24 protein-coding genes are annotated in these 21,867 nt (G+C 34.8%); 1 reads left to right on the top strand and 23 read right to left on the bottom strand.

Annotated features, from left to right (window positions below; translation table 11 throughout):
* Positions 1-82: 82 nt before the first annotated feature.
* The 22 genes from D569_RS0120730 to prsW form a co-directional block, all read right to left on the bottom strand.
* A complete protein-coding gene (locus tag D569_RS0120730) occupies positions 83-853 on the bottom strand; it encodes a CheR family methyltransferase (RefSeq protein ID WP_018934356.1) in 771 nt (256 codons plus the stop codon).
* Between the two features lie 35 nt (positions 854-888).
* Positions 889-1,338 carry a nucleoside-diphosphate kinase gene (ndk, locus tag D569_RS0120725; protein ID WP_026287413.1) on the bottom strand — a complete coding sequence of 150 codons (450 nt, stop codon included), beginning with the start codon at positions 1,336-1,338 and terminating at the stop codon, positions 889-891.
* Positions 1,339-1,348: 10 nt separating this feature from the next.
* Complete coding sequence (hepT, locus tag D569_RS0120720; RefSeq protein WP_018934354.1) at positions 1,349-2,320, bottom strand: heptaprenyl diphosphate synthase component II; 972 nt, start codon at positions 2,318-2,320, stop codon at positions 1,349-1,351.
* A 12-nt stretch (positions 2,321-2,332) separates the two neighbouring features.
* Complete coding sequence (locus tag D569_RS0120715; protein WP_018934353.1) at positions 2,333-3,049, bottom strand: demethylmenaquinone methyltransferase; 717 nt, start codon at positions 3,047-3,049, stop codon at positions 2,333-2,335.
* The gene (locus D569_RS23755) at positions 3,046-3,828 is read right to left on the bottom strand and encodes a heptaprenyl diphosphate synthase component 1 (RefSeq protein WP_018934352.1); all 783 of its coding nucleotides are present in this window, start codon (positions 3,826-3,828) and stop codon (positions 3,046-3,048) included. Before D569_RS23755 ends, D569_RS0120715 begins: the two co-directional genes overlap by 4 nt.
* Positions 3,829-4,012: 184 nt before the next feature.
* A complete protein-coding gene (locus D569_RS0120705; protein WP_033405291.1) occupies positions 4,013-4,285 on the bottom strand; it encodes an HU family DNA-binding protein in 273 nt (90 codons plus the stop codon).
* Between the two features lie 353 nt (positions 4,286-4,638).
* On the bottom strand, positions 4,639-6,117 hold the full coding sequence (gene spoIVA / locus D569_RS0120700; RefSeq protein ID WP_018934350.1) for a stage IV sporulation protein A: 1,479 nt from the start codon (positions 6,115-6,117) through the stop codon (positions 4,639-4,641).
* 699 nt (positions 6,118-6,816) lie between these two features.
* Positions 6,817-7,545: a hypothetical protein gene (locus tag D569_RS0120695; RefSeq protein ID WP_018934349.1), complete on the bottom strand. Its 729-nt coding sequence runs from the start codon at positions 7,543-7,545 to the stop codon at positions 6,817-6,819.
* Positions 7,546-7,567: 22 nt separating this feature from the next.
* The gene (locus D569_RS0120690) at positions 7,568-7,765 is read right to left on the bottom strand and encodes a DUF2768 domain-containing protein (protein ID WP_026287412.1); all 198 of its coding nucleotides are present in this window, start codon (positions 7,763-7,765) and stop codon (positions 7,568-7,570) included.
* Between the two features lie 303 nt (positions 7,766-8,068).
* The gene (locus tag D569_RS0120685) at positions 8,069-8,329 is read right to left on the bottom strand and encodes a stage VI sporulation protein F (protein WP_018934347.1); all 261 of its coding nucleotides are present in this window, start codon (positions 8,327-8,329) and stop codon (positions 8,069-8,071) included.
* Positions 8,330-8,387: 58 nt separating this feature from the next.
* Complete coding sequence (locus D569_RS0120680) at positions 8,388-9,428, bottom strand: NAD(P)H-dependent glycerol-3-phosphate dehydrogenase (protein WP_018934346.1); 1,041 nt, start codon at positions 9,426-9,428, stop codon at positions 8,388-8,390.
* Positions 9,429-9,439: 11 nt separating this feature from the next.
* Positions 9,440-10,750, bottom strand: a complete 1,311-nt coding sequence (der, locus tag D569_RS0120675) for a ribosome biogenesis GTPase Der (RefSeq protein ID WP_018934345.1) — start codon at positions 10,748-10,750, stop codon at positions 9,440-9,442.
* A 132-nt stretch (positions 10,751-10,882) separates the two neighbouring features.
* Positions 10,883-11,068, bottom strand: coding sequence for a capping complex subunit for YIEGIA (locus D569_RS0120670; protein WP_018934344.1), 186 nt, complete (start codon positions 11,066-11,068; stop codon positions 10,883-10,885).
* A 6-nt stretch (positions 11,069-11,074) separates the two neighbouring features.
* Complete coding sequence (locus tag D569_RS0120665) at positions 11,075-11,959, bottom strand: YIEGIA family protein (protein ID WP_018934343.1); 885 nt, start codon at positions 11,957-11,959, stop codon at positions 11,075-11,077.
* Positions 11,956-12,555, bottom strand: a complete 600-nt coding sequence (locus D569_RS0120660; protein WP_018934342.1) for a YphA family membrane protein — start codon at positions 12,553-12,555, stop codon at positions 11,956-11,958. The genes D569_RS0120665 and D569_RS0120660 overlap by 4 nt, the downstream gene beginning before the upstream one ends.
* 185 nt (positions 12,556-12,740) lie before the next feature.
* Positions 12,741-13,886 carry a 30S ribosomal protein S1 gene (gene rpsA / locus D569_RS0120655; RefSeq protein ID WP_018934341.1) on the bottom strand — a complete coding sequence of 382 codons (1,146 nt, stop codon included), beginning with the start codon at positions 13,884-13,886 and terminating at the stop codon, positions 12,741-12,743.
* Between the two features lie 98 nt (positions 13,887-13,984).
* Positions 13,985-14,563 (bottom strand): lysophospholipid acyltransferase family protein, encoded by a 579-nt coding sequence (locus tag D569_RS0120650; RefSeq protein WP_018934340.1) that lies wholly within the window; start codon positions 14,561-14,563, stop codon positions 13,985-13,987.
* A 4-nt stretch (positions 14,564-14,567) separates the two neighbouring features.
* Positions 14,568-15,239: a (d)CMP kinase gene (gene cmk, locus D569_RS0120645; protein ID WP_018934339.1), complete on the bottom strand. Its 672-nt coding sequence runs from the start codon at positions 15,237-15,239 to the stop codon at positions 14,568-14,570.
* Between the two features lie 19 nt (positions 15,240-15,258).
* The gene (locus tag D569_RS0120640; RefSeq protein ID WP_018934338.1) at positions 15,259-15,906 is read right to left on the bottom strand and encodes a flagellar brake protein; all 648 of its coding nucleotides are present in this window, start codon (positions 15,904-15,906) and stop codon (positions 15,259-15,261) included.
* A 113-nt stretch (positions 15,907-16,019) separates the two neighbouring features.
* Positions 16,020-17,354, bottom strand: coding sequence for a germination protein YpeB (gene ypeB / locus D569_RS0120635; RefSeq protein WP_018934337.1), 1,335 nt, complete (start codon positions 17,352-17,354; stop codon positions 16,020-16,022).
* Positions 17,355-17,372: 18 nt separating this feature from the next.
* The gene (gene sleB / locus D569_RS0120630; RefSeq protein WP_018934336.1) at positions 17,373-18,266 is read right to left on the bottom strand and encodes a spore cortex-lytic enzyme; all 894 of its coding nucleotides are present in this window, start codon (positions 18,264-18,266) and stop codon (positions 17,373-17,375) included.
* A gap of 819 nt (positions 18,267-19,085) precedes the next feature.
* A complete protein-coding gene (gene prsW / locus D569_RS0120625) occupies positions 19,086-19,742 on the bottom strand; it encodes a glutamic-type intramembrane protease PrsW (RefSeq protein WP_018934335.1) in 657 nt (218 codons plus the stop codon).
* A 98-nt stretch (positions 19,743-19,840) separates the two neighbouring features.
* Here prsW and D569_RS0120620 point away from each other — a divergent pair, with 98 nt between their 5' ends.
* On the top strand, positions 19,841-20,803 hold the full coding sequence (locus tag D569_RS0120620) for an asparaginase (RefSeq protein WP_018934334.1): 963 nt from the start codon (positions 19,841-19,843) through the stop codon (positions 20,801-20,803).
* Positions 20,804-20,850: 47 nt separating this feature from the next.
* On the opposite strand, the gene D569_RS0120615 is transcribed toward D569_RS0120620, so the two are convergent.
* Positions 20,851-21,831 carry a YpdA family putative bacillithiol disulfide reductase gene (locus tag D569_RS0120615; RefSeq protein WP_018934333.1) on the bottom strand — a complete coding sequence of 327 codons (981 nt, stop codon included), beginning with the start codon at positions 21,829-21,831 and terminating at the stop codon, positions 20,851-20,853.
* Positions 21,832-21,867 lie beyond the last annotated feature (36 nt).

Below are 21,867 nucleotides of genomic sequence, written 5' to 3'. Positions count from 1 at the left end.
CTCCCCCTCAAAATTATTTTTTGTACTACTATAACACAGCATAGGAAAAATGTGTGTGGAAATATTCTGATTTTTATGTATTTTATTTTTTTCCATAAAAAAAGGTGTCCAAAACTTTGAACCCGTATTTATCGGGTGAAAATATTTGTTCCGTGCTTCCTACAAAAAAAATACCATCATCAGATAATGCATCACTAAACTTATGATAAATCGTATTTTTGGCTTCTTCCGTAAAATAAATGAGTACATTGCGGCAAACAATTAAATCTACTTGAGTTGGGTATGGATCTGCTAGTAGGTTATGTTCCTTAAAGGTGATAGCCTGTTTTAATTTATCATCTACTTTAAATGTACCACCTTCTTGATGAAAATATTTCTTTTTAATATCTGAAGGTACTTCTTGCAGTGCTCTTTCATTATAAATACCTTGCTTGGCTCTAGCTAACACATTAGGATCTATATCAGTTGCCAGAATATCAATATCTGCTAGGTTCCAGAATTGATTGGCAATAATCGCTAATGTATATGGCTCCTCCCCTGTAGAACAAGCTGCACTCCAAATTTTTATTTTTTTCTTTGTTTTTTTAAATGTCGGAACAATTTTGCTTTCCAGTACTCTCCATCTTGCTGGGTTTCGATAAAATTCTGATACATTGATGGTAACCTTATCTAAAAATTCCTGAAGTAATTGCTGATCTTTGTTGATTGCTTGAAAATAGCTACTAAAAGATTGATAACCTCGTTTATTTCGTAAAGATGTTAAACGCCTTTTCATTTGTACCTCTTTGTATAAAGATAAGTCGAGGCCGGTCTTCTTGTATATCTGACCTATAAAAGTTTGATAATCCGTCATGTCTCTTCTCCCTCAATATTGCTGTTCAGATACAACTATGAAATCCAGTAGTCAACATTTTTTTCATAGCTCTGTATTTCTTCTTTCCTAAAAAAGAGATTGATTTCTCTTGTTGCACTTTCTGGTGAATCAGAACCATGAATAATATTACGGTGCATCACTAGTCCGAAATCACCTCTTATTGTACCTGTTTCAGCTTCTTGAGGATTCGTTTTCCCCATCATCTTTCTAGAAGATTCAATTACATTTTCACCTTCCCATACCATAGCAAACACAGGTCCGGATGTAATAAATGAAACTAAATCATGGAAGAAAGGTTTCCCGTCATGTTCAGCATAGTGCTTTTTTGCTAGAGGTTCCGAAATGGTCATAAGCTTCGCAGCAACTAATTTGAATCCTTTTCTTTCAAATCTAGTCACAATTTCACCAATTAAATTACGTTGTACAGCATCTGGTTTGATCATTAAAAATGTCTGTTCCATCATATTCACCTCGTTATATTTTTCTGTTTCCTATGTAGTTAGCTATATTAGCTAAAGCTTCTTTTGCTTGAATATCTGGTAATAAGTTAAGAGAATCATATGCTTTCTTAAGATATTGGTCACTCACTTCTCTAGCTCTTGTGATGGCGTCAGATTTTGATATTTTTGAGATTATAGGGCTCAATAGTTTAGGGCTTATATTGCTGCTATCTGCAAAGGCATCTTGCAACTCTCGTCGAATAGACGGATTTTCCATAGCATATAATACAGGTAGTGTAATATTTCCCTGAATCAAATCACTGCCAGCTGGTTTTCCTAATTCTTTCTCGGAAGCAGTAAAATCTAATATATCATCGATAATTTGATAGGACATTCCCATATAATACCCATAACGAAATAAAGCTTTCTCAGTTTCACTATCCGTATTTGCTACAATAGCACCTAACTGACAGCTTGAGGATATTAACAGTGCTGTCTTTCTTTTTATTCGTCTTAAATAGGTCCTGAAATTTTGATCTAGGTTATATTTATCTTTAATTTGCTCAATTTCACCAACGGTCAATTCCATCATCGTTTTAGCCAATATTTGATGTGCTCTAGGTTTATCTATCTCAGTAAATTGTTGTAATGCCTTAGCGAATATAAAATCACCTGTGAGCATCGCTACCTGATTGTCCCATTTCGCTTTTACTGTTGGTTTACCACGCCTTATATCAGAATTGTCAATGACATCATCATGTACAAGTGATGCCATATGAATTAACTCTAATGAACTGGCGACATTTTTGATTCTATTTAGGTTATAATTACCAAATTTAGATGCTAATAATACAAAAACCGGTCTTAGCCTTTTCCCTCCAGCCTTTAATAACTGGGTAGACGCCTCATGCAAAACTGGTTGGTCAGCATACACCGTTTCTTCCAATGCATCTTCAATTATTGATAAATCTTTTTTTAAAAAAGCATATGTTTTTGCAAGCTTCATTTGACTTCACCTTTATTTCTTCACTTGTTTTTCACCTAGATGCATCGCCGCTACTCCACCTGTATAGCTTTTATATTGGACATTTACAAGTCCAGCATCTTCAAATAAACGCTTTAACGCATCCTTTCCTGGAAAGTCTTTCGCAGACTCGTGTAACCACACATATTCTTGATAACTCTTCGCAAAAAGCTTACCGAATAAAGGCATAATATTTTTAAAATAGAAATAATATAATTTCCGAAAGACGATTCCAGTTGGTTGCGAAGTTTCGAGGCATACAACAATACCTCCTGGCTTAACTACACGGTGCATTTCCTTTAAAGTTTGCAAGTAATCTGGAACATTTCGCAAACCAAATCCGATAGTTACATAATCAAAATAATTATCTTCAAACGGTAGTTCCATTGCGTTACCATGTATAAAGGTTAGATTGTTAAGTGAATGATCAGATTGCCTTTCTCTAGCAACAGATAACATGTTTTGACTAAAGTCTAGACCAATCACTTCACCATTTTCTCCTACAGCTTCTGATAATGAAAAAGCCCAATCTCCTGTCCCGCAACATACATCTAAAGCTTTATTTCCTGGTTGTACTTGCATTCTTTTCATTACATCGTTTCGCCATTTTTTATGTTTTTGGAATGAAATAATCGAATTCATAAAATCATAATTATTATAAATCTTTTCAAATACTTGATGTACTTTCTCTTCTTTTGTTTGTTTTGTCATTGTGATAATCCTTCTTCCAACACCATATTCCATTTTTTCTGTAACGTATAATAATTAAAAAAATTTAAATCTTTTGGAAATGCTAAGCTCTTCTTGTTATCAGCGATTATTTTATCTAAATCATGATTAATTTTCATTAATTGTTGGCGTACTTTTTTCTCCAATTGATCCTTATTTTGTATGCTTTGTACATTTCCTATAATTAATTTATGGAAAAAGGTTCGCTTATCGTTTCGTAATTGGATTAATTCAAATTCTAGACGTTTTGCCATAAGCCAAGTAGTTATATACGGTAGCTGTTCTGTTTTATTAACAAAATCAGCTACTTTCTCTATCAGTTTACTCTCAATTTCTTTATATTCGGCAAGAAAACTATCTAGATCATTAAAATAGGTATAATAAAAAGCTATTTTAGCTTGGGTCATTTCATTAATCCCATCTGCAAGCAAACGAATGAACGGTAAATTATTATGGTTTGCTAATAAATGATAATAGATACCTGAATAGTAATCCCCTGCCAAAACTGTAAGTTGCTGTTCCCTTATATTTTCTTCTTCAAAATCAACGCTGATTTTATCATGGGTATTCAACGCTATTTGAACTAACATCGTTGTCTGAACTAATTCCTCGTAGTTTGGTTTATCTTGGACTAATTCATGAAGAGTAATCAATTTATGTACTTCTATCTCTGGTTCATCTAAATGTTTATTCAAGAAACTTTGATTAATGGTTTGCGTTATTAAGTTTGTATAATAATTAATTGTGTTTATGTATGTCATCAAATTCACCACAATTCTTCAAAATCCTATTCTATATTAACATAGTATATCATAAGTTTACATCTTACAGGATAGATAAAACTTGTGTTTTATGAAAGGGAAAATTTTCAGAGGAAAAATTAGGATAGTTGGTATGAAAAAAGGGTGCAATCTGCACCCTCTCTTGCCCATATGTAATACCATATTATTTTACGATATCTTTAAGGGCTTTACCTGGTTTAAAAGCAGGCACTTTGCTTGCTGGAATTTCGATTTCATCCCCAGTTTGTGGATTACGCCCTTTACGTGCAGCACGCTCGCGTACCTCAAAATTACCAAAACCAATTAATTGAACTTTGTCTCCATCTTTAAGTGAATCCATGATAGATTCAAAAACTGCATCTACAGCTTTTGTTGCATCTTTTTTAGAAAGTTCACTTTTTTCTGCAACTGCATTAATTAGATCTGTCTTGTTCATGATATTCACCTCCTCCCAATAAAAGCTATAAACTTCTTTCAAAGAATTACTTATAGCTAATTGTCATCCATCAAATGATGACAAGGCTTATAATAACTGAGAATGAAAGATAATTCAACAATTATTCGCATTTCATAGAGAAAAAATTATTATTTTCTCCATTTCCTGCTAAGTTATCAAGAATGTTATCATATGTTTTTTCGGGATGCAAGTGTTTTCAAACGTTGATATCATAATATTTTTAGTAATTAGGACGTAAGTTTCATCCACATTACCTATTATTACCATAAAATTTGAATTTAAACAAAATAAAAAAGCGTAATGTTGATACATTAACGCTTTTTCAATCTTCTTTATAAAATAATAGCGATCAATCCGCCTGAACCTTCATTGATGATTCGTTCTAGTGTCTCTTTTAATTTAAACCTAGCGTTTTCAGGCATAAGTGATAGCTTTGCTTGAATACCTTCTCTAACGATTGAACTTAATGATCTTCCAAAAATATCGGATTGCCAAATAGATAATGGATCTTCTTCAAAATCTTGCATTAAATATCTGACTAATTCTTCACTTTGTTTTTCGGTACCGATAATCGGCGCAAATTCTGACTCCACATCTACTTTTATCATGTGAATCGACGGTGCTACAGCTTTCAAACGAACACCAAATCTCGAACCTTGCCTAATAATTTCAGGCTCTTCCAATGCCATATCCGTTAAAGCCGGTGCTGCTACCCCATATCCAGTTTGTTTAACCATTTTTAATGCTTCAGCGATTTGATCATACTCTTTTTTAGCATTGGTAAATTCTTGCATCAATTGTAGTAAGTGATCTTTCCCTCTAATCTCTTCACCAACGATTTCTTTTAATACTTGATCGTATAATTCATCTGGAGCATGAAGGTCAATATCTGCTATTCCTTCCCCCATCTCAATTCCTGCTAAAGAAGCTTGCTGAATATAATCAAATTGATCAAATTGACCGATTACATGGTCAACATCTCTTAACCTTCTTATATCTTTAACCGTTTCCTCGATAGCCAGTTGATAATTTTGTCTTAACCAATGTGACTCATCTAAAACTAATACCCAGCTAGGTAAGTTAACATTGACTTCAAGCACTGGGAACTCGTAAAGTACTTCTCTTAATACATTGTTAACATCATGCTCAGTCATGCTTTCCACACTCATGGATAGAACTGGAATATCATATTTTTCTGTGAGGTCTTGCCTTAACAATTCCGTTTCTTGATTATAAGGTTGTACGGAATTAATAATCATAATAAATGGTTTACCGACTTCTTTTAATTCATCTACAATACGTGATTCTGCGTCTTCATAGTCTTCTCTTGGTATTTCACCAATACTACCGTCAGTTGTTACGACAATACCCATTGTAGAGTGTTCTTGAATTACTTTCCTTGTTCCGATTTCGGCTGCATCATGAAAAGGTATAGGTTCTTCGTACCAAGGTGTATGAATCATGCGTGGACCATTTTCATCTTCAAAACCTTGTGCGCCATTAACGGTATATCCGACACAATCTACTAATCGGACATTAACATCTAATCCCTCCTCAACTGTTAACGACACTGCCTGATTAGGAACAAATTTCGGTTCAGTTGTCATAATTGTTTTTCCAGCTGCACTTTGTGGTAATTCATCTTGCGCTCTCAATCGATCACTTTCATTCGGCATGTTTGGTAAGACTGTCTTTTCCATAAATTTCTTAATAAATGTAGACTTACCGGTCCGAACTGCTCCAACAACTCCTAAATAAATATCACCATTCGTCCGTTTTGAAATATCCTTGAAGATATCTACCCTTTCCAAATGATCCCCTCCCGATCTATTCGACCTCATCATTCCTTCGAATCTTTGACAATTCTATTCTATGATGTTGTCCTATTAATTTATGCTAAATATTCGCATAATAAATAAACTTTTCCTGATATAGCGCCTATGGATTATCCAGTTCTAACTTCAACATATGATGTAAAGAACTAGTTTATTCACAAAAATTAGAAAAGCTTTCATAGAAGAGAATCTTTTTAAACAACACCATTTTGACATAACTGCTAAATGACCCAACAAAAAAGCAAAATTCTGGTCACAGACGGCTTCATTTGCGTTTTTAGAGAAAAAGCAAGTATTAACCACACAACAGCTTACAGCTTATCTAAATCAAGTCAGATAACTACTGTATACTAGTGAAAATTTGTTTCGGTGATAAGGTTTGTTGACTGGACATTTAATGCGTTATTTGAGGGAATAACACAAGTGTTTGGTGTTAGCGGACATTTAATCACTTATTCAGTTACTTTTGGTGAAAATCAGCTATTGTTTACGATGAATAACGGAATAGATGTCCACACACAACCAAAAAAGGCCACTTTTATCGCAAATAACGGAACAAATGTCCACAATCAATCCCCGATTTACTGGACGCATTATTTCACAGTTTAAGCATTTTCTTTAAGGCATAGAAAAAACTTACCCAAACTGGATAAGTTTTTTCTAATATATGCTAATTTACCATCCTTCTTCTATTTCTGGTGCAAATACTGGCTCGTTATCTTCTACTGTAAATGGAATACTGTATGCAGGAACAACGGGATGATCCTCAATAAGGATAGGTCTGATATCATCCCCATTTTTATAAGTGTGATTTTTTTCTTGTAAAGCTTGATACAGCTCCATTCGATAATCAATTAATAGATTACCGTCTGTACTGATATAAACTGGTAAACGATTTTCAGAATACGGACTGTTTACACTTGGAGCCGCATCTAAATTAAGCTCTTCATAATCTAGTTCGTATACACCATCTTCCACTTTGTCTCCGAATGGAGGATATGTATGCTCATCTCGATATATCGTTAAACGCTGTTGGATGGTTCTTAGCTCATCTGTTAAATGTAAATCAATTACTTTAACAGTTGGATTTTCTTCCACATCAACTAAAACATATTGATAACTCCCACCATTTTCAAAAGCTGTTCCAGGAATAGATTGAATAAGTCCTTGCTGCTTTAACAAACTAAAATCGATAAGGTATTTTTGATATAAGGGTGTATCACTTTCTTTTGTTATAATCGGTAGAATACCATCATTTTGTTCTGCGTACAGATCTATAGCATTTTGAACTAATTGTAGTTGAGTATCATTTGAAATTTGATTTTGGCTGAGATTTTCTGATGGATACATGCAACCTGTCAGCAAAATCAAACTAAAGGTAAATACGATAAGTTTATGTACCATTGTTATTTGTCTTTCCTCCTTATCAGGATGATGGCCCGCTAATAACTACTAACGTAATGATAATGCCACCTATAATTAAACAGCTATAGGCAACAAATGCCACAATACCTGATAAAATTCCTTTTAATTTATATCTGCTAAGTACAATTAAAACCATGGATAATATAAGTGCACCCATGCCTCCAAACGATATCCACATTTTCATTAATGGATCTGACAACTGACATTCATCCTTTCTTCCGATTTCTACATAAATACATACATCGTTACATATTATAACATAATTTTTTTTAAAAAAGGAAAGCCCATATAGAAACGCAGTTATTTTAGAAACAACAGAGGCTAAGGAATCACTGAAAACCATTTTATATTTTCCTAAAATACAAAAAAGACCGAAGTAGTAGGGGCAAAATCTACTCCGGCTGTGACTAAATAAATACCCATCATCACCCTGAAAGTGAATGCTTGTGCGATTTATTGTATGCGAAGCAATAAGACCTTGCATCCTCATGTGCCTATAATGTTAATTTTTAAACAATTTACTTAACGAATTCATATCTTTAGGCATATTATTGCTTGTAATTGCTTTCACAATTTTATCTTCTTTTTGCTTTGACACAGGTTTGCCAGAAAGTTTGGCTAATTGCTTGACTAATTTTCTTACTGTCTTTTCATCAGAAAAGTCCGCATTTTGAACAGATTGTGCCACTTTCATAATTTGATCAGGCTGGACATTTGAATTTTTTTGAATCTGATCAAACATGTTTTGTTTAAAGTCACTCAAATTAACTCCTCCTAACTACTATAGTCATTCTTATAGTATGCACGGAGGAGTTAAACAGTTAATCCATATACCTATTTAGCAGTAAGGATGAAATATCATCTACTTCATTTGTCCGGTTTCTAGTCATGAGATCGTCGACCACTTCTTTTGGTGATCTTATTTCATAAATTACGTCATATATACCAGTAGTTATCGGCATTTCGATATTTTCTTTCTTTGCCAACTGATAGACTGCTTCGGTCGTACGAATTCCCTCTACGATCATGCCCATTTTACTCAAAATATCATGTAATGGAATTCCTTTACCTAACATATTACCCGCTCGCCAATTACGACTGTGCGCACTTGTACAAGTAACAATAAGGTCACCAACCCCTGATAAACCGATAAATGTTAATGGATTCGCACCCTTAATGGTCGCTAAACGTGAAATTTCAGCTAAACCTCTGGTGATAAGCGCTGCTTTTGCATTGTCACCATAGCCTAGTCCGTCGGAAATTCCAGCACCTAAAGCGATAATATTTTTTAGTGCACCACCTAGTTCTACCCCAATAATATCTTTACTTGTGTACACTCGAAAATACTGATTGATAAATAAATCTTGCGTAAATGCGGCCAATTCACCATTCTCTGAAGCAGCTGTCAATGTCGTAGGATGCTTCACACTCACCTCTTCAGCATGACTTGGTCCTGAAAGTGCCACAACATCATCGTATAAGTTTTGAGACAGCTCTTCTTTTATCATTTGTGAAATCCGATAATGACTATCAGGTTCAATCCCTTTACTGCCGTGAATGATCACTACTTTATGATCTAAGACATGATTCAGTTTTTGACAGATTTCCCGTATTGCTTTTGTTGGCACAACTAATACAATTGCTTCTACTTGTTCAATTGCTTGACTGAGGTCATCATAAATTGCTAATGATGCTGGGAGTTCAATATTAGGTAAATATTTTTTGTTTTTTCTTTCGAGTTCCATCGCTTTTTTTTGATCTGGGTTATGTGTCCAGAGCCTTACATTATGATGGTTATCACATAAAACCATTGCAAGTGCTGTACCCCAACTACCTGCACCTAGAACAGCTACTTTTGACATCTCATTCACCTCTAACTTCGCTTGCGAGCATAAATTTTTATCGGAGTACCCTCAAAACCAAATGCTTCCCGTATTTGATTTTCAAGGAATCGTTCATATGAAAAGTGCATGAGTTCCGGCTCATTAACAAACACAACAAAAGTAGGTGGCTTAACAGCGACTTGAGTTGCATACAACACTTTCAGCCTTTTCCCATGTTTTGTTGGTGTTGGATTTATTGCTAGTGCATCCATTATGACATCATTTAAAACATTTGTTTCTACACGTTTTGTATGGTTCTCGCTGGCTTGTACCACATTTGGTAAAAGCGTGTGAATCCTTTTTTTCGTTTTCGCTGACAAGTACACAATCGGTGCATAATCTAAAAATGGAAAATGGGCTCTTACGTTATCCTCAAATTCTTTTATTGCTTGATCATGTTGTTCTATCGTATCCCATTTGTTGACAACAATCACAACTGCTTTCCCTGCTTCATGTGCATAGCCTGCAATTTTTTTATCTTGTTCAATAATACCTGTTTCAGCATCAATTAAGGTGAGAACAACATCCGATCGTTCAATTGCTTTTAACGCCCTTAAAATACTGTATTTTTCCGTAGTTTCATAGATTTTTCCTCTTTTTCTCATGCCGGCTGTATCAATAATGACAAAATCACGTTCGTCTTTACTGAAATTGGTATCAATCGCATCACGCGTTGTACCAGCAATTTCACTAACTATAACCCGTTCTTCATTTAGAATGGCATTAACTAACGAGGATTTCCCTACATTTGGTCGGCCAATCAGGCTGAAATGAATAACATCTTCATCTACTGGTTCATTTTCTCTCTCTGGAAATAGGTCGACAACACTGTCCAATAAATCCCCTAATCCTAACCCATGTGTCCCTGAAATGGGATGAGGCTCGCCAAATCCTAAAGCATAAAATTCGTAGATCTGTTCTCGCATATCTGGGTTATCTACCTTATTTACCGCTAATACGACAGGCTTATTTGATTTGTACAGAATCTTAGCAACCTCTTCATCAGCCGCTGTAATCCCTTCTCTTCCATTTGCGAGAAATATAATAACATCAGCCTCTCTGATAGCGACTTCTGCTTGTTCACGCATTTGTATTAATAACGGTTCATCGCCAATTTCAATACCACCAGTGTCTATTAAACGAAAAGTGGTGTTTAACCACTCTGCTTCTGCATAAATTCGATCTCGGGTTACTCCAGGAACATCTTCCACAATTGATATTCTTTCCCCTACTAATCGATTAAAAATAGTTGATTTTCCAACATTTGGCCTTCCAACTATTGCTACAACTGAACTTCTCATGAAGGCACATCCTTCCTTTTATTGATTTCTAAAATGTTCCTCTATCGTTTCACTTTACTAAATTACCACAATTAATATAAATAAAACAAGTTAATATATATTTGTTAACATAATAAAATTATCGTATACCTATCAATGTTTCACGATAATATATAATTCATCACTAAGTGCGTGACTAATCCCGTCTAAAATTGCTTCTAAATTGGCAGCTACCTTGTCCATTTCTTCCTTATTCTCGCAGATAAAGATCGATGCACCTGCTGTTACCTTATTCGAATTAGTAGTGATTGTGGCTAGAATCGCTTTTTCTAATTCCATCAACTTTCACTCCTTACTTTGCGTATTCGCTTCAGATGGCATTCGAACTGCATTTTCTAAAACTGGAACTGATTGAAGCACCTTTATAGCCTGATTTAAATCTTTGTTTTGAGGCAATATAAATACCCCAATACGACCATCATCTAAATCACGTTTGATAAGTGGAACTAAAGCAGGCGTACCAGAATCTCGAAAAACTCCTAATGAAACGGAAATATCATGTAGTATCGCCTGACGTTGACCTAAATTTGCAATAGAAGAACGAACATCAAAGGTTTTCGGTTTTATCACGAAACCCATTCCATATTTTAAAATTTCTTCTTGGCGCTCTGGTAAACCGATATTCATGATGTAAATATTATCCACATATAACCCTGCACCATCAAATGTTACTGGAGCATGCTCTATGTCCACAATCTCTCCGAGTGTTGACCCACTCATATATTTACGAATAATGAGGTAGCACAATACAGAAACTACAATGGCGACATATATATTCCAAACTAAATACGCTAGCGTTCCCAATAATGAAGTGAAAATCACTAAGTAATTTCTACTTTCAAACGCAATCGCTATTCCCTCAATATATGTATTACCTCTCGGAACTAACTCATAACTGTCCATTTCTGTAAGCGTCTCTCTTTCCATATTGCGGACTTCTCTAAACTGAGATGCCGCAATGGTTAAAAACGTAACTGCGGTAAACTCTTTTTCCATTAACGCTGGAACAGCAACTGCTCCAAGGCTTGCAGCTATAAACCCAAGCGCCAAATGAATTATCTTTCCATGTAAATAGGTGGGGTATTGGCGGTAATCAGTTTTTAACATAATAAATCGAGCAATTGTACCAATTGTAATTCCGAATAAAATTGGATATGTATATTCATTCACGAATTCCACCTCTTTTTAAATTCCACTATTCTTACTATGTTTTCTATTTTAGTAATTAAATATTCCCAGCTATGTTGGATAGCAATAAGTAATAGGATAGATAATAAGATACTGAAAAAATGTGTTTCATTAATCGTATATTGCAAGTAATAACTTCGGCATATAATACTGTACATAAATTGACCAAAGCTGACACCTGCAATTAGAATGATTATTTGTTGATGAATATTTTTCGATGAAATTTGCAACAATAGAAACCCACTTATAACTGCAATGGTAATAAAAGCAAAGTCATTCAGAATTGGACTTGTAATTCGCCAAATAAAATAAATAGCATATAAATAACTGAAAAATAAAATTAAAAAATACTTTTTAAAGGACAATTTGCTTTGAATAGTAGTAAAAACACTATAAATTAATAGAAACAGGAAAGAAACATTCATTGGCAAATCAATGATAATAATTTCATATGGTAAAAATATTAAAAATAACAGTAACATAATCGAATAGGTGTTGCGTTTTCCTTGTTTCGACATAAAAAAAGTTACAAAACACCACAACACCCAGCATAGATAGATCGTTAAATATTGATACATGGACATCACCTTTAACAGTATGTACGGATTTCCTTGTTTTTAATCTTTTTTCAAGTACATAGTAGAAGACTTTATGAGGAGTGTGTTTATGGCCCTTGCAATTATACACATATCTACAACGAAAAAGTTATAATTTACTGGAAACAAAAAAACATGCTACAAACTGTAGCATGTTTTTTTTGGAATTAATCATCTTTATATTTATTTAATTTATCTCCGATCATATCACCTAATTGGAATCCTGATTGATCGTCATCACTTTCATACTGTTTTAATTCTTGTTGGTTCTTCTCTTCTTCAATTTCTCTAATACTTAATGAAATACGCTTATCCTTCTCACTTACATCAAGTACTTTTACATTGACTGTTTGTCCTACCTCGAGAACCTCACCTGGTGTTCCAATATGCTCTGTAGAAATTTGCGAAATATGAACTAGTCCTTCTACACCTGGTAGTACTTCAACAAAGGCACCAAAGTTAACTAAGCGTTTTACCGTACCTTCTACTACATCATTAATGGCTATTTTCTCTTCAATATTGTCCCATGGTCCAGGTTGTGTTGCTTTATGAGATAATGATACTCTTTCATTTTCCTTATCTACTGATAATACTTTTACTTTAAGTGTCTCACCTTCAGAAACGACATCTGAAGCTTTCTCTACATGCGTATGTGCAAGTTGTGAGATATGTACTAAACCATCTAATCCACCAATATCTACAAATACACCAAAGTCTGTAATACGTTGAACCGTACCTTCTATCTCTTGACCTTCTTGAAGTGAATCAAGTAAATCGCCTTTTTTCTTTTGTTCTTCCTCTTCAATAACAGCTCGATGAGATAAAATAATTCTATTTTGCTCTTTATCTAATTCTACAATTTTTAATGTTAACGATTTATCTTGATAATCAGCAAAATCCTCAACATAGTGTGTTTCTACTAAAGAAGCTGGAATAAATCCTCTGACACCTACATCTACTACAAGGCCGCCTTTCACCACATCACGGACGGTAGCTTCAATAATTTCGTTATTTTCAAACTTTTCTTGTAAGTCTTCCCAAGCTTTTTCCGCAATTACAGCTTTTTTAGATAAGACAATTTCCTCGTCTTCAACTTTTTTTACTTGTAATTCCAGTTGGTCACCTTCACTAACTGCATCACTTGCAGTTTCAATGCGAAGTGCAGAGAGCTCACTAATCGGAACAATCCCTTCCACTTTATATCCGATATCGACAAGGACGTGTTTTTCTTCTACTTTAACTACTTTACCTTGTACAATATCACCTACTGAAAGTTCCTTAATCTCAGAAATTTCTTGATTCATTTCATCCATGACAAAGACCTCCTTCGATTTCCAACACAAAAAACATAAATGTGCTTTTTTCTAACTTCTAACATTTAGCGTGATTTGTCAAGTTATATATATAAAACTTAATGATTTTCTTTAATTTTTTTAATCTCGTCCATTATTGCATCTGTTACCTCCTGGGCAGAAGCTTTGCTTTCACGTAAAGGCTCTAAATCAACTGGTTTACCGTATATAACCCTTAGAGGTTCTTTACTCTTGTAACTACCAACAATTGCACATGGAATGACGGTAGCCTGAGATCTAAGTGCAAAGAAACCTGCTCCTGCCAATCCTCTTTTTAACTCACCAGTTTTACTTCTTGTCCCTTCTGGAAACAGACCTAGAACGTTACCTTCTTTTAATACTTCTATACCTTTTCTTAACGCATTACGATCTTTCATTCCCCGTTTTATTGGAAAGGCATTTACATGTTTTAGAATAAATGCAAACAATTTATTTTTGAATAATTCTTCTTTAGCAAGAAAGTGGATTGGCCTTGGACAAGTGATTCCAACGATAGGAGGATCATAGTTCGAAATATGATTGGAACAAATAATAACAGGACCCTCTTTTGGAATATTTTCTATACCTTCTTCTTTTACCTTATACTTTGGCTTTAAAACTATTTTTACCACTGTTTTTGCAAATTGATAAAAACTCATATTCCTAACTCCTCATCTTTTTATTAGCTAAAGATAATATTTTTTCTGCAACTTCCTCAATGGATAAAGAAGTTGTATCAATTTCTGTTGCATCAGCAGCTTTTTTTAGCGGAGAGACTTTTCGTTCTGAATCCATTTTATCTCGCTTTTCGATATCATGTTTAATTTGATCCAAGTCGGATGAAAATCCTTTTCGTAAATTTTCTGTATGTCTCCGTTCAGCTCGTTCTTCGACACTTGCAACCAAAAATACTTTTACTTCTGCATCAGGAATTACATGCGTACCAATATCTCTACCATCCATTACAACCGCTCGTCTTTCAGCGAGTTTTTGTTGTCTTTTCACCATTTCCTGTCTAACTTCTGGAATCGAAGCTACAGCAGAAACGTTCTTTGACACTTCGTCAGTTCGGATAGCTTCTGTTACATCGTTCTGATCAATCAATACTTGTTGATTAGCATTGATGTCAATGGCAATGTCATGGAGATGCTGGATAACCAAGCTAGCATTGTTTATATCAATTTGATTAGTTAACACGGAATAAGTTAATGATCTATACATTGCACCGGTATCAATGTATATGTAACCTAATTTTTTCGCAACAATTTTTGCTACAGTACTTTTTCCTGCAGCTGCTGGTCCATCAATCGCGATGGCTATTTGTTTCTCGCTCATTATAATCCTACCCTTCTATCTACGAAAGACCTTTTCTCCGATCTTCTAATTGTCTTGTAAAGCAATACTGTACAATGGACTGCTGATCTTGTATATCCATTTCATTAAATTTTACAGATAAAATATTTTTATCTTCATTTCTCTCTTGTATTCGTACTGCTTCCCCAATGATATGTAGATATTCAATTCTTTGTTCTAAAGGTAATACTAACATAATATCCAATAACTCGCCTTGTTTTACATTGAAATTTTTATCCACTAAAATGGCCATTCCCCCACCACTGATATCATGAGTTACAGTCGTAAATGAATCAAACTTTTGATCCACACTTTGCACGGATACGTCCAATAACGATTCAACACGCACAAACTCTCGTCGTTGAATTTTTTCTAGATTATTTACTTCGACAGAAAGAATTAATGTTGGGATATTTTTAATTTTAGCCTTACCGATGATTTCACTTGGAAAACTGTATACCGAATTGTTTTCAATAAAGTGAACTTGAAAATGTGTGCCGACCGGTAAGATATCGGAGCGTTTTGTTTGCTCTTCAATAGGATAATCAATGTATAACTTATCCTTTTTTGTTTCGATCACCCTACATTTATAAGTTTTCCTCTCTTCTTTTATCTGTTCGAGTTGCAAAAATGTGCCAATTTTAATCAATGTTCATCCTCTTTCTCTACTAAGTATTTGTATGAATGATAAAAATGGAAACTAGTTCAATACTTATTATCGCAAAAAAAAGAAAGAAGGAAAAGTCCTTCTTTCTCACTTTTTTAATATTTCATCTCTGCTTGTTTTAATTTATCTACTCTCACTTCACTTCCATCAGATGCATTAATGAAAATTTTATATGTGTCTTGATTTAATGTTCCTAAATAAACATAGGTTAATACTTCTTCTCCCATGTCATCTTCAATAACAGCAAGGTGGTGTTCTTGAATCTTCAAATTAGGATTTACTTTATCACGTGCTTCTTCTTCTGATAATTTAACTTCCGGTATTTCTCTTTCATGATAATTTTCCAAGTAATCTTTTGCCACAAAACCAAGTACTTCTCCATTATCTAAAGCAACTTTAATTTGTATCGCATCTGGATAAATCCAGACATCGTCATACTGCGGTACAAACTGAAATACCCCGACATTGTCATATTGATTACTTTCGACCAAAGCAAGATCTGTAGTGAAATCCAATTTGGACAAGTAATCTTTAGCATTTTGCATTGCCTCATGTAGACTTTTATTTCTTTCTTCTACTTCTCGATTAATCATTAACGTAAGAGGATATCCACCATTTTGTGTTATATCGATATATCCAGTTGTATCATCCGCTTTATAGGATCCGCTGTATAACGGAACATTAGCCCCTTCACCTGTTGAGGCGACCGTAATATCAGTTTCTTCATCGATTCGTAACAGGGATCGCATTTTTTTCTTCGCTTCTTCCTCTGAAACTTTTTCGTCTCCAAGTATCGCAAAGCCATCTTTCTTACTTGACGTTCCCATCATGCTTGCATTCAGTTTTCCTTCCGAATAACCTTCAACTGTTTTTTCTACTGTTTCAAAGCCATCTATAATGGTATTATCTGCTTGTTCATCGTTATTAACTAATGCTAGCTGTACATCCATCCATCTCAAATTATCATTTAACACCATATTTTGTACTTTACGTAATTCCTGTTCAATGTCTCCTGACACTTCATATAGAGATTCTAAGGCTTCCAATTCATCATCAGAAAGCGGCTCTTTATCTAAATCTCTTATTGCTGTACGATAACTAAAATCACCCATCTGTTGTAAAAACTCTTCTGTCTTATTAAATGGCAGTAATGTTAGCGGTAATTGCCCAACATCATTATGAGCCATAGAAGTTAACCGCCATATCTCAGCCAATTGTGGTGACAATTGTTCTCTCGTATTCATTGCTAGAGTAGATCCAATTTTATCGTGTAGCAGATCTAGGTTATAGGTTAAATCATGAAAAGAACGTTGATAATTATTTTCAGCTTGAATGAGAATTGCATTTTTTTCTTGATGCTCTTGATAGCCCCATACAGAAACTCCAATAACAGCAATGCTTAATAGTGTAATAAGCGACCAACGAAACATTTTTTCACCTCCAAATAATTACATACAGAATACATGTTTACCAATTCGCTTAATTTGTGGTCGTGACCAAATCCAGCCCGAAGTAGCAGTATCCGGGTTAAAGTAATACAATGCTTCTCCAGTCGGGTCCCAGCCATTGATTGCATCTAATACTGCATTTCTTGCTCGCTCGTTTGGCGTTAACCAAATTTGTCCATCACTAACCGCTGTAAACGCACGAGGTTCAAAAATCACACCTGATACTGTGTTAGGAAAAGTGGAACTTTCTACACGATTTAAAATTACAGATGCAACTGCAACCTGACCTTCATAAGGCTCTCCTCTTGCTTCGCCATATACAGCATTTGCCATGATTTGAATATCATTTTGTGAAAAACCTTGTGGTATATTGACAGCTGTTGGTTCTAAGTCTTCCTCTGTTGCTTGTGGCTGATTGTTTTCTGGTTGGGCTTGTTGATTTTCTTGTTGCTGATTACTTCCCTGTTGGCCTCCATCACCCTCTTTTTGTTTTGTTGGAGATGGCTCCGTTTGTTTTTCTTTGTCTACTCCACCATAATGGGTGAATTTCTTTCCTTGTTGAATTTGCTCGTGCACATAGGCTTTATCAAATTCACTTGCATCTTCTAATTTTTGCTTTACTGCCTGGCCTGCTAAACCATCTATCTCCATACCAAATTCATACTGAAAATTACGTAATGCCCAATACGTACCCCAACCGAATACACCATCAATATCGCCATTATAAAAACCTAAATACTGAAGTCTCGCTTGAAGCTCAATGACATCGTCACCTGTGGCACCATGCTGAATCACTTGATTTGAAAAACCATGGACCTGATCATTTTTTCCATCAATGAAGAAAAAAGAACTTATGGCAAAAATGATAAGACAAATCGTTATCTTTTTTTTCATTAAAGCTACCTCCAAATTAATATCTAAGTAACATTTTGTTATGGATAGCTTTTAATAAAAAATGAAATTTATTCATTTAAAAACTGACAACTTTTATATCTATTGAACGCTAGACCACTCAAAAAGTGCTCAAAAAAATACCCATTTCCCTCTTCAATTAAAAAAAGGAAACGGGTATCCATTCATGAAATGTTTATTTATAAAAATATAAAATGTTTCAGAATATCATAAACTGCGCAGTAACGAGGACAAGGAATTGCTCTCTACAATCATTCTTGATTTAGAGAGTGCATGTAAACCGCTCCGGCAGAATACTGCGCTTTCCGTGGGCACGTCCTCAGCTAACTTGGTAAAGAAAAGCACTTTACCAAGTGGATCTTCGGCTCGTGTGAGTTCCCACAGGAGTCTCCGTATTCTGCCTCCGCTATTTTTGTTCTCTGATTACAGAAAGAAATGAACTCATGGAACTAAACTTTTCTGTTTAATTACAGTACTTATCGGGCTGTGAAAACCTTTTAGCATAGTCGTACCCTACGCTACATATGGTGGAGAAATCGACTGGTTGATTTCTGATTAGTGTTGTGGAGCATAGCTTAACGAAGGCCGCCCACTTCCACTCCTGTGGGACCTGTTTGACCTGAAGATCCACTTTTTCGAGCGGTTTTGGCTCGAAAAAGTTAGCTGAAGGGCAAACCCCACGGAAAGGGAAGTGGGCAGCCGGAGTGGCGGTTATGATCACGATATTAGTCAAACTTACTTCATAAATGAATGTACATTTAGTTTAGAACAAACAGTATTAGTATATCTACTGTGCGTTGTTTATACTTGCTGGTGACTGATTTCGTTGGCTACTTTTACTTTTCGTAGACTAAGCATCCATAGTATCACCATAAATGGGATGAGTCCGTATAACCATTGATTCTCAATTGCTTCTAATATAAAGTCATACGTCCCGTGTAAGAAAGTAGGTAATAATAATGCTAATAATAACGAGAGTATTCCATTGTTAGGCGAAAATTTGGCCCTTCCCAAATAATAACCCATTATTACTCCGAACAATGCATGAGATGATACAGGGAAAATCGCCCGGCTAAAGGCAAATTCAATTCCATGCGCAAATAAATAAAGAATATTTTCAACAGTTGCAAACCCTAAGCTAATAGAAACCCCATATACAATACCGTCATAAACTGTATTAAACTTTGAATACTTATAAGTGGTGAAAATAAATATAAACCATTTAAAAAACTCTTCAAAAAGTCCATAGATAAAATATGATTGTAAAAAAGGAGTTTGTGCAATACCTTCTTCCTGAAATGCATACTGAATAAACATAATTGGAAATACTAGTAATGCTCCATATATAAATGTGCGAAAAATCGCATAGATCGGCTCTAATTCATATTCATCTTTTAAATAAAAAAATGATAACAATGCAAATGCCGGAGCAATGGAGACTGATATAAGAGCAAACAACTGATATCACCTACTTTCTATCTCCCAATAATTATGGCATAATATCAAAAGAATTCATTTAACATATATACGTTTAATTAAAGAAAGTTGGGAGTATAATGAAAAAAACATTAATTATTCATACTGGTGGTACAATATCGATGAAAGAGAATCTAGATGGGAGTGTCGTAGAAACAGATACACATCCCTTATCCAAAATGGAATTATTACATTCTTTTCCTATAGAAGAAGTAAATTTATTTCACTTACCATCACCACATATTACACCGAAACATATGCTTCAATTAGCAGAGTTTATTAAGGAAAATATAGATTCAGATAATTATAATGGAATTGTAGTTACACATGGTACAGATACGTTAGAAGAAACCTCTTATTTTGTAGATCTATGTGTAAAAACAAGTATTCCTATCGTATTTACGGGTGCAATGCGATCAAGTAATGAAATTGGTTCAGATGGTTTATATAACTTGATATGTGCCATCCGTGTAGCGTCTAACCCTAAGTCATGTGACCGAGGTGTATTAGTTGTAATGAATGATGAAGTGCATACCGCACAATATGTCACCAAAACGTCTACTAGTAATGTGGCAACCTTTCAAAGTCCGCAATTTGGACCTGTCGGTATGGTGACGAAACAAGATGTTTATTTCTATCAAAAAACTTATCACCATGAAACTATTCATATTCAAGATTTAACGAAAAACGTACTTCTCTTGAAAGCATATGCTGGTATGTCAAATGACCTATTAGATTATATCCAACCTTCACACATCGATGGACTTATTATTGAGGCGTTAGGGCAAGGAAATGTTCCTCCTGCAATCGTCCCAGCCATAAAAAACTTTATTAAACATGATATAACGGTATTATTTGTATCTCGCTGCTATAAAGGAATTGTACAACCTACTTATCAATACGAAGGCGGTGGACGAACTTTACTGGAGGACGGTGTCATCTTTGCTAATCATTTAAATGGTCCGAAAGCTCGTTTGAAGCTCATGCTGTTATTGGAGAAAGGTGCATCTCATCATGAACTGATGAAAGCTTTCAGAGATTAATATATTCATTTTCCCTCCACATATCAATGTGGAGGGTTTGATTATTATCATTTTTCTTTGTTACTGATAGATGTTGCAATTAATCCACCGTGGAAACGACCATTTTCAATAAATATTTCGTTATTATCGTATCCGGCAGCAATAACTCCAGCAATATAAATATTTTCTATATTTGTTTCCATTGTATCTAAGTCAAAAGTAGGTCTACCTGTTTCTTGGTCTATCGTAATCCCTACCTGTTTAAGGAAACCTTGGTTCGGTTGGTATCCTGTCATCGCAAACACATAATCATTCTTAATCGATTTCTTCTCACCATTTACTAAATAAGTAACCTCGTCCTTTGTTATTTCCTCAATCGTTGCGTTAAATTCCATTTTTACTTTACCATGCTTTACAAGTGAAGCAAATTCTGGTAATATCCATGGCTTCACACTTGAAGAGTACTCACTGCCTCGATATAGCACTGTGACATTAGCACCAGCTTTATGTAATTCGATTGTAGCATCTACAGCAGAGTTTTTTCCACCTATTACTGCAACATTTTGTTGGTAAAAAGGATGCGCTTCTTTAAAATAGTGAGAGACTTTATCCAATTCCTCCCCTTTTATTCCCATATAATTGGGTTGACCGTAATAGCCTGTTGCAATAATACAATATGTTGTGTGATACTTTCTTTTTTCATTATGTTGATTTTTTGTTTCTAATTGAAAGCCATTATCTGTTTTTTCTATTTTATATACCTCTTCAAAGCTATTAATTCGTAAGTTTTGACGAATTGCGACCGTTCGGTAATAAGCTAATGCTTGGTTTCGAACGGGTTTATTTTTTTCCGTAACAAACGCAACATCACCAATCTCCAACTTATCACTAGAACTGAAAAAGGTTTGGTGGGTTGGATATTGATAAATTGAGTCAACAATATTTCCTTTTTCAATGATCAATGGATCTATTCCTATATTCTGTAATTCAATTGCTGCGGACATACCACATGGCCCTGCCCCAATCACAATCACTTTTTCTTGTTGCATAAAACGTTACACTCCTTCAACACTTGACATATTTAT

The organism is Gracilibacillus lacisalsi DSM 19029, from assembly GCF_000377765.1.
Taxonomy (GTDB): Bacteria; Bacillota; Bacilli; order Bacillales; family Amphibacillaceae; genus Gracilibacillus; species Gracilibacillus lacisalsi.
This window is presented reverse-complemented; position numbering and strand designations above follow the sequence as displayed.

Bases quoted from the DNA above. Each gene is read 5' to 3' on its own strand.
- D569_RS0120695 (WP_018934349.1), bottom strand. From the start codon at position 7,545: ATGGTACATAAACTTATCGTATTTACCTTTAGTTTGATTTTGCTGACA.
- der (WP_018934345.1), bottom strand. From the start codon at position 10,750: ATGAGAAGTTCAGTTGTAGCAATAGTTGGAAGGCCAAATGTTGGAAAA.
- D569_RS0120660 (WP_018934342.1), bottom strand. From the start codon at position 12,555: ATGTATCAATATTTAACGATCTATCTATGCTGGGTGTTGTGGTGTTTT.
- rpsA (WP_018934341.1), bottom strand. From the start codon at position 13,886: ATGGATGAAATGAATCAAGAAATTTCTGAGATTAAGGAACTTTCAGTA.
- hepT (WP_018934354.1), bottom strand. From the start codon at position 2,320: ATGAAGCTTGCAAAAACATATGCTTTTTTAAAAAAAGATTTATCAATA.
- ypeB (WP_018934337.1), bottom strand. From the start codon at position 17,354: ATGTTTCGTTGGTCGCTTATTACACTATTAAGCATTGCTGTTATTGGA.
- D569_RS23755 (WP_018934352.1), bottom strand. From the start codon at position 3,828: ATGACATACATAAACACAATTAATTATTATACAAACTTAATAACGCAA.
- D569_RS0120615 (WP_018934333.1), bottom strand. From the start codon at position 21,831: ATGCAACAAGAAAAAGTGATTGTGATTGGGGCAGGGCCATGTGGTATG.
- D569_RS0120620 (WP_018934334.1), top strand. From the start codon at position 19,841: ATGAAAAAAACATTAATTATTCATACTGGTGGTACAATATCGATGAAA.
- sleB (WP_018934336.1), bottom strand. From the start codon at position 18,266: ATGAAAAAAAAGATAACGATTTGTCTTATCATTTTTGCCATAAGTTCT.
- D569_RS0120650 (WP_018934340.1), bottom strand. From the start codon at position 14,563: ATGAGTTTTTATCAATTTGCAAAAACAGTGGTAAAAATAGTTTTAAAG.
- cmk (WP_018934339.1), bottom strand. From the start codon at position 15,239: ATGAGCGAGAAACAAATAGCCATCGCGATTGATGGACCAGCAGCTGCA.
- D569_RS0120670 (WP_018934344.1), bottom strand. From the start codon at position 11,068: ATGGAATTAGAAAAAGCGATTCTAGCCACAATCACTACTAATTCGAAT.
- D569_RS0120715 (WP_018934353.1), bottom strand. From the start codon at position 3,049: ATGACAAAACAAACAAAAGAAGAGAAAGTACATCAAGTATTTGAAAAG.
- D569_RS0120730 (WP_018934356.1), bottom strand. From the start codon at position 853: ATGACGGATTATCAAACTTTTATAGGTCAGATATACAAGAAGACCGGC.
- D569_RS0120680 (WP_018934346.1), bottom strand. From the start codon at position 9,428: ATGTCAAAAGTAGCTGTTCTAGGTGCAGGTAGTTGGGGTACAGCACTT.
- D569_RS0120705 (WP_033405291.1), bottom strand. From the start codon at position 4,285: ATGAACAAGACAGATCTAATTAATGCAGTTGCAGAAAAAAGTGAACTT.
- ndk (WP_026287413.1), bottom strand. From the start codon at position 1,338: ATGATGGAACAGACATTTTTAATGATCAAACCAGATGCTGTACAACGT.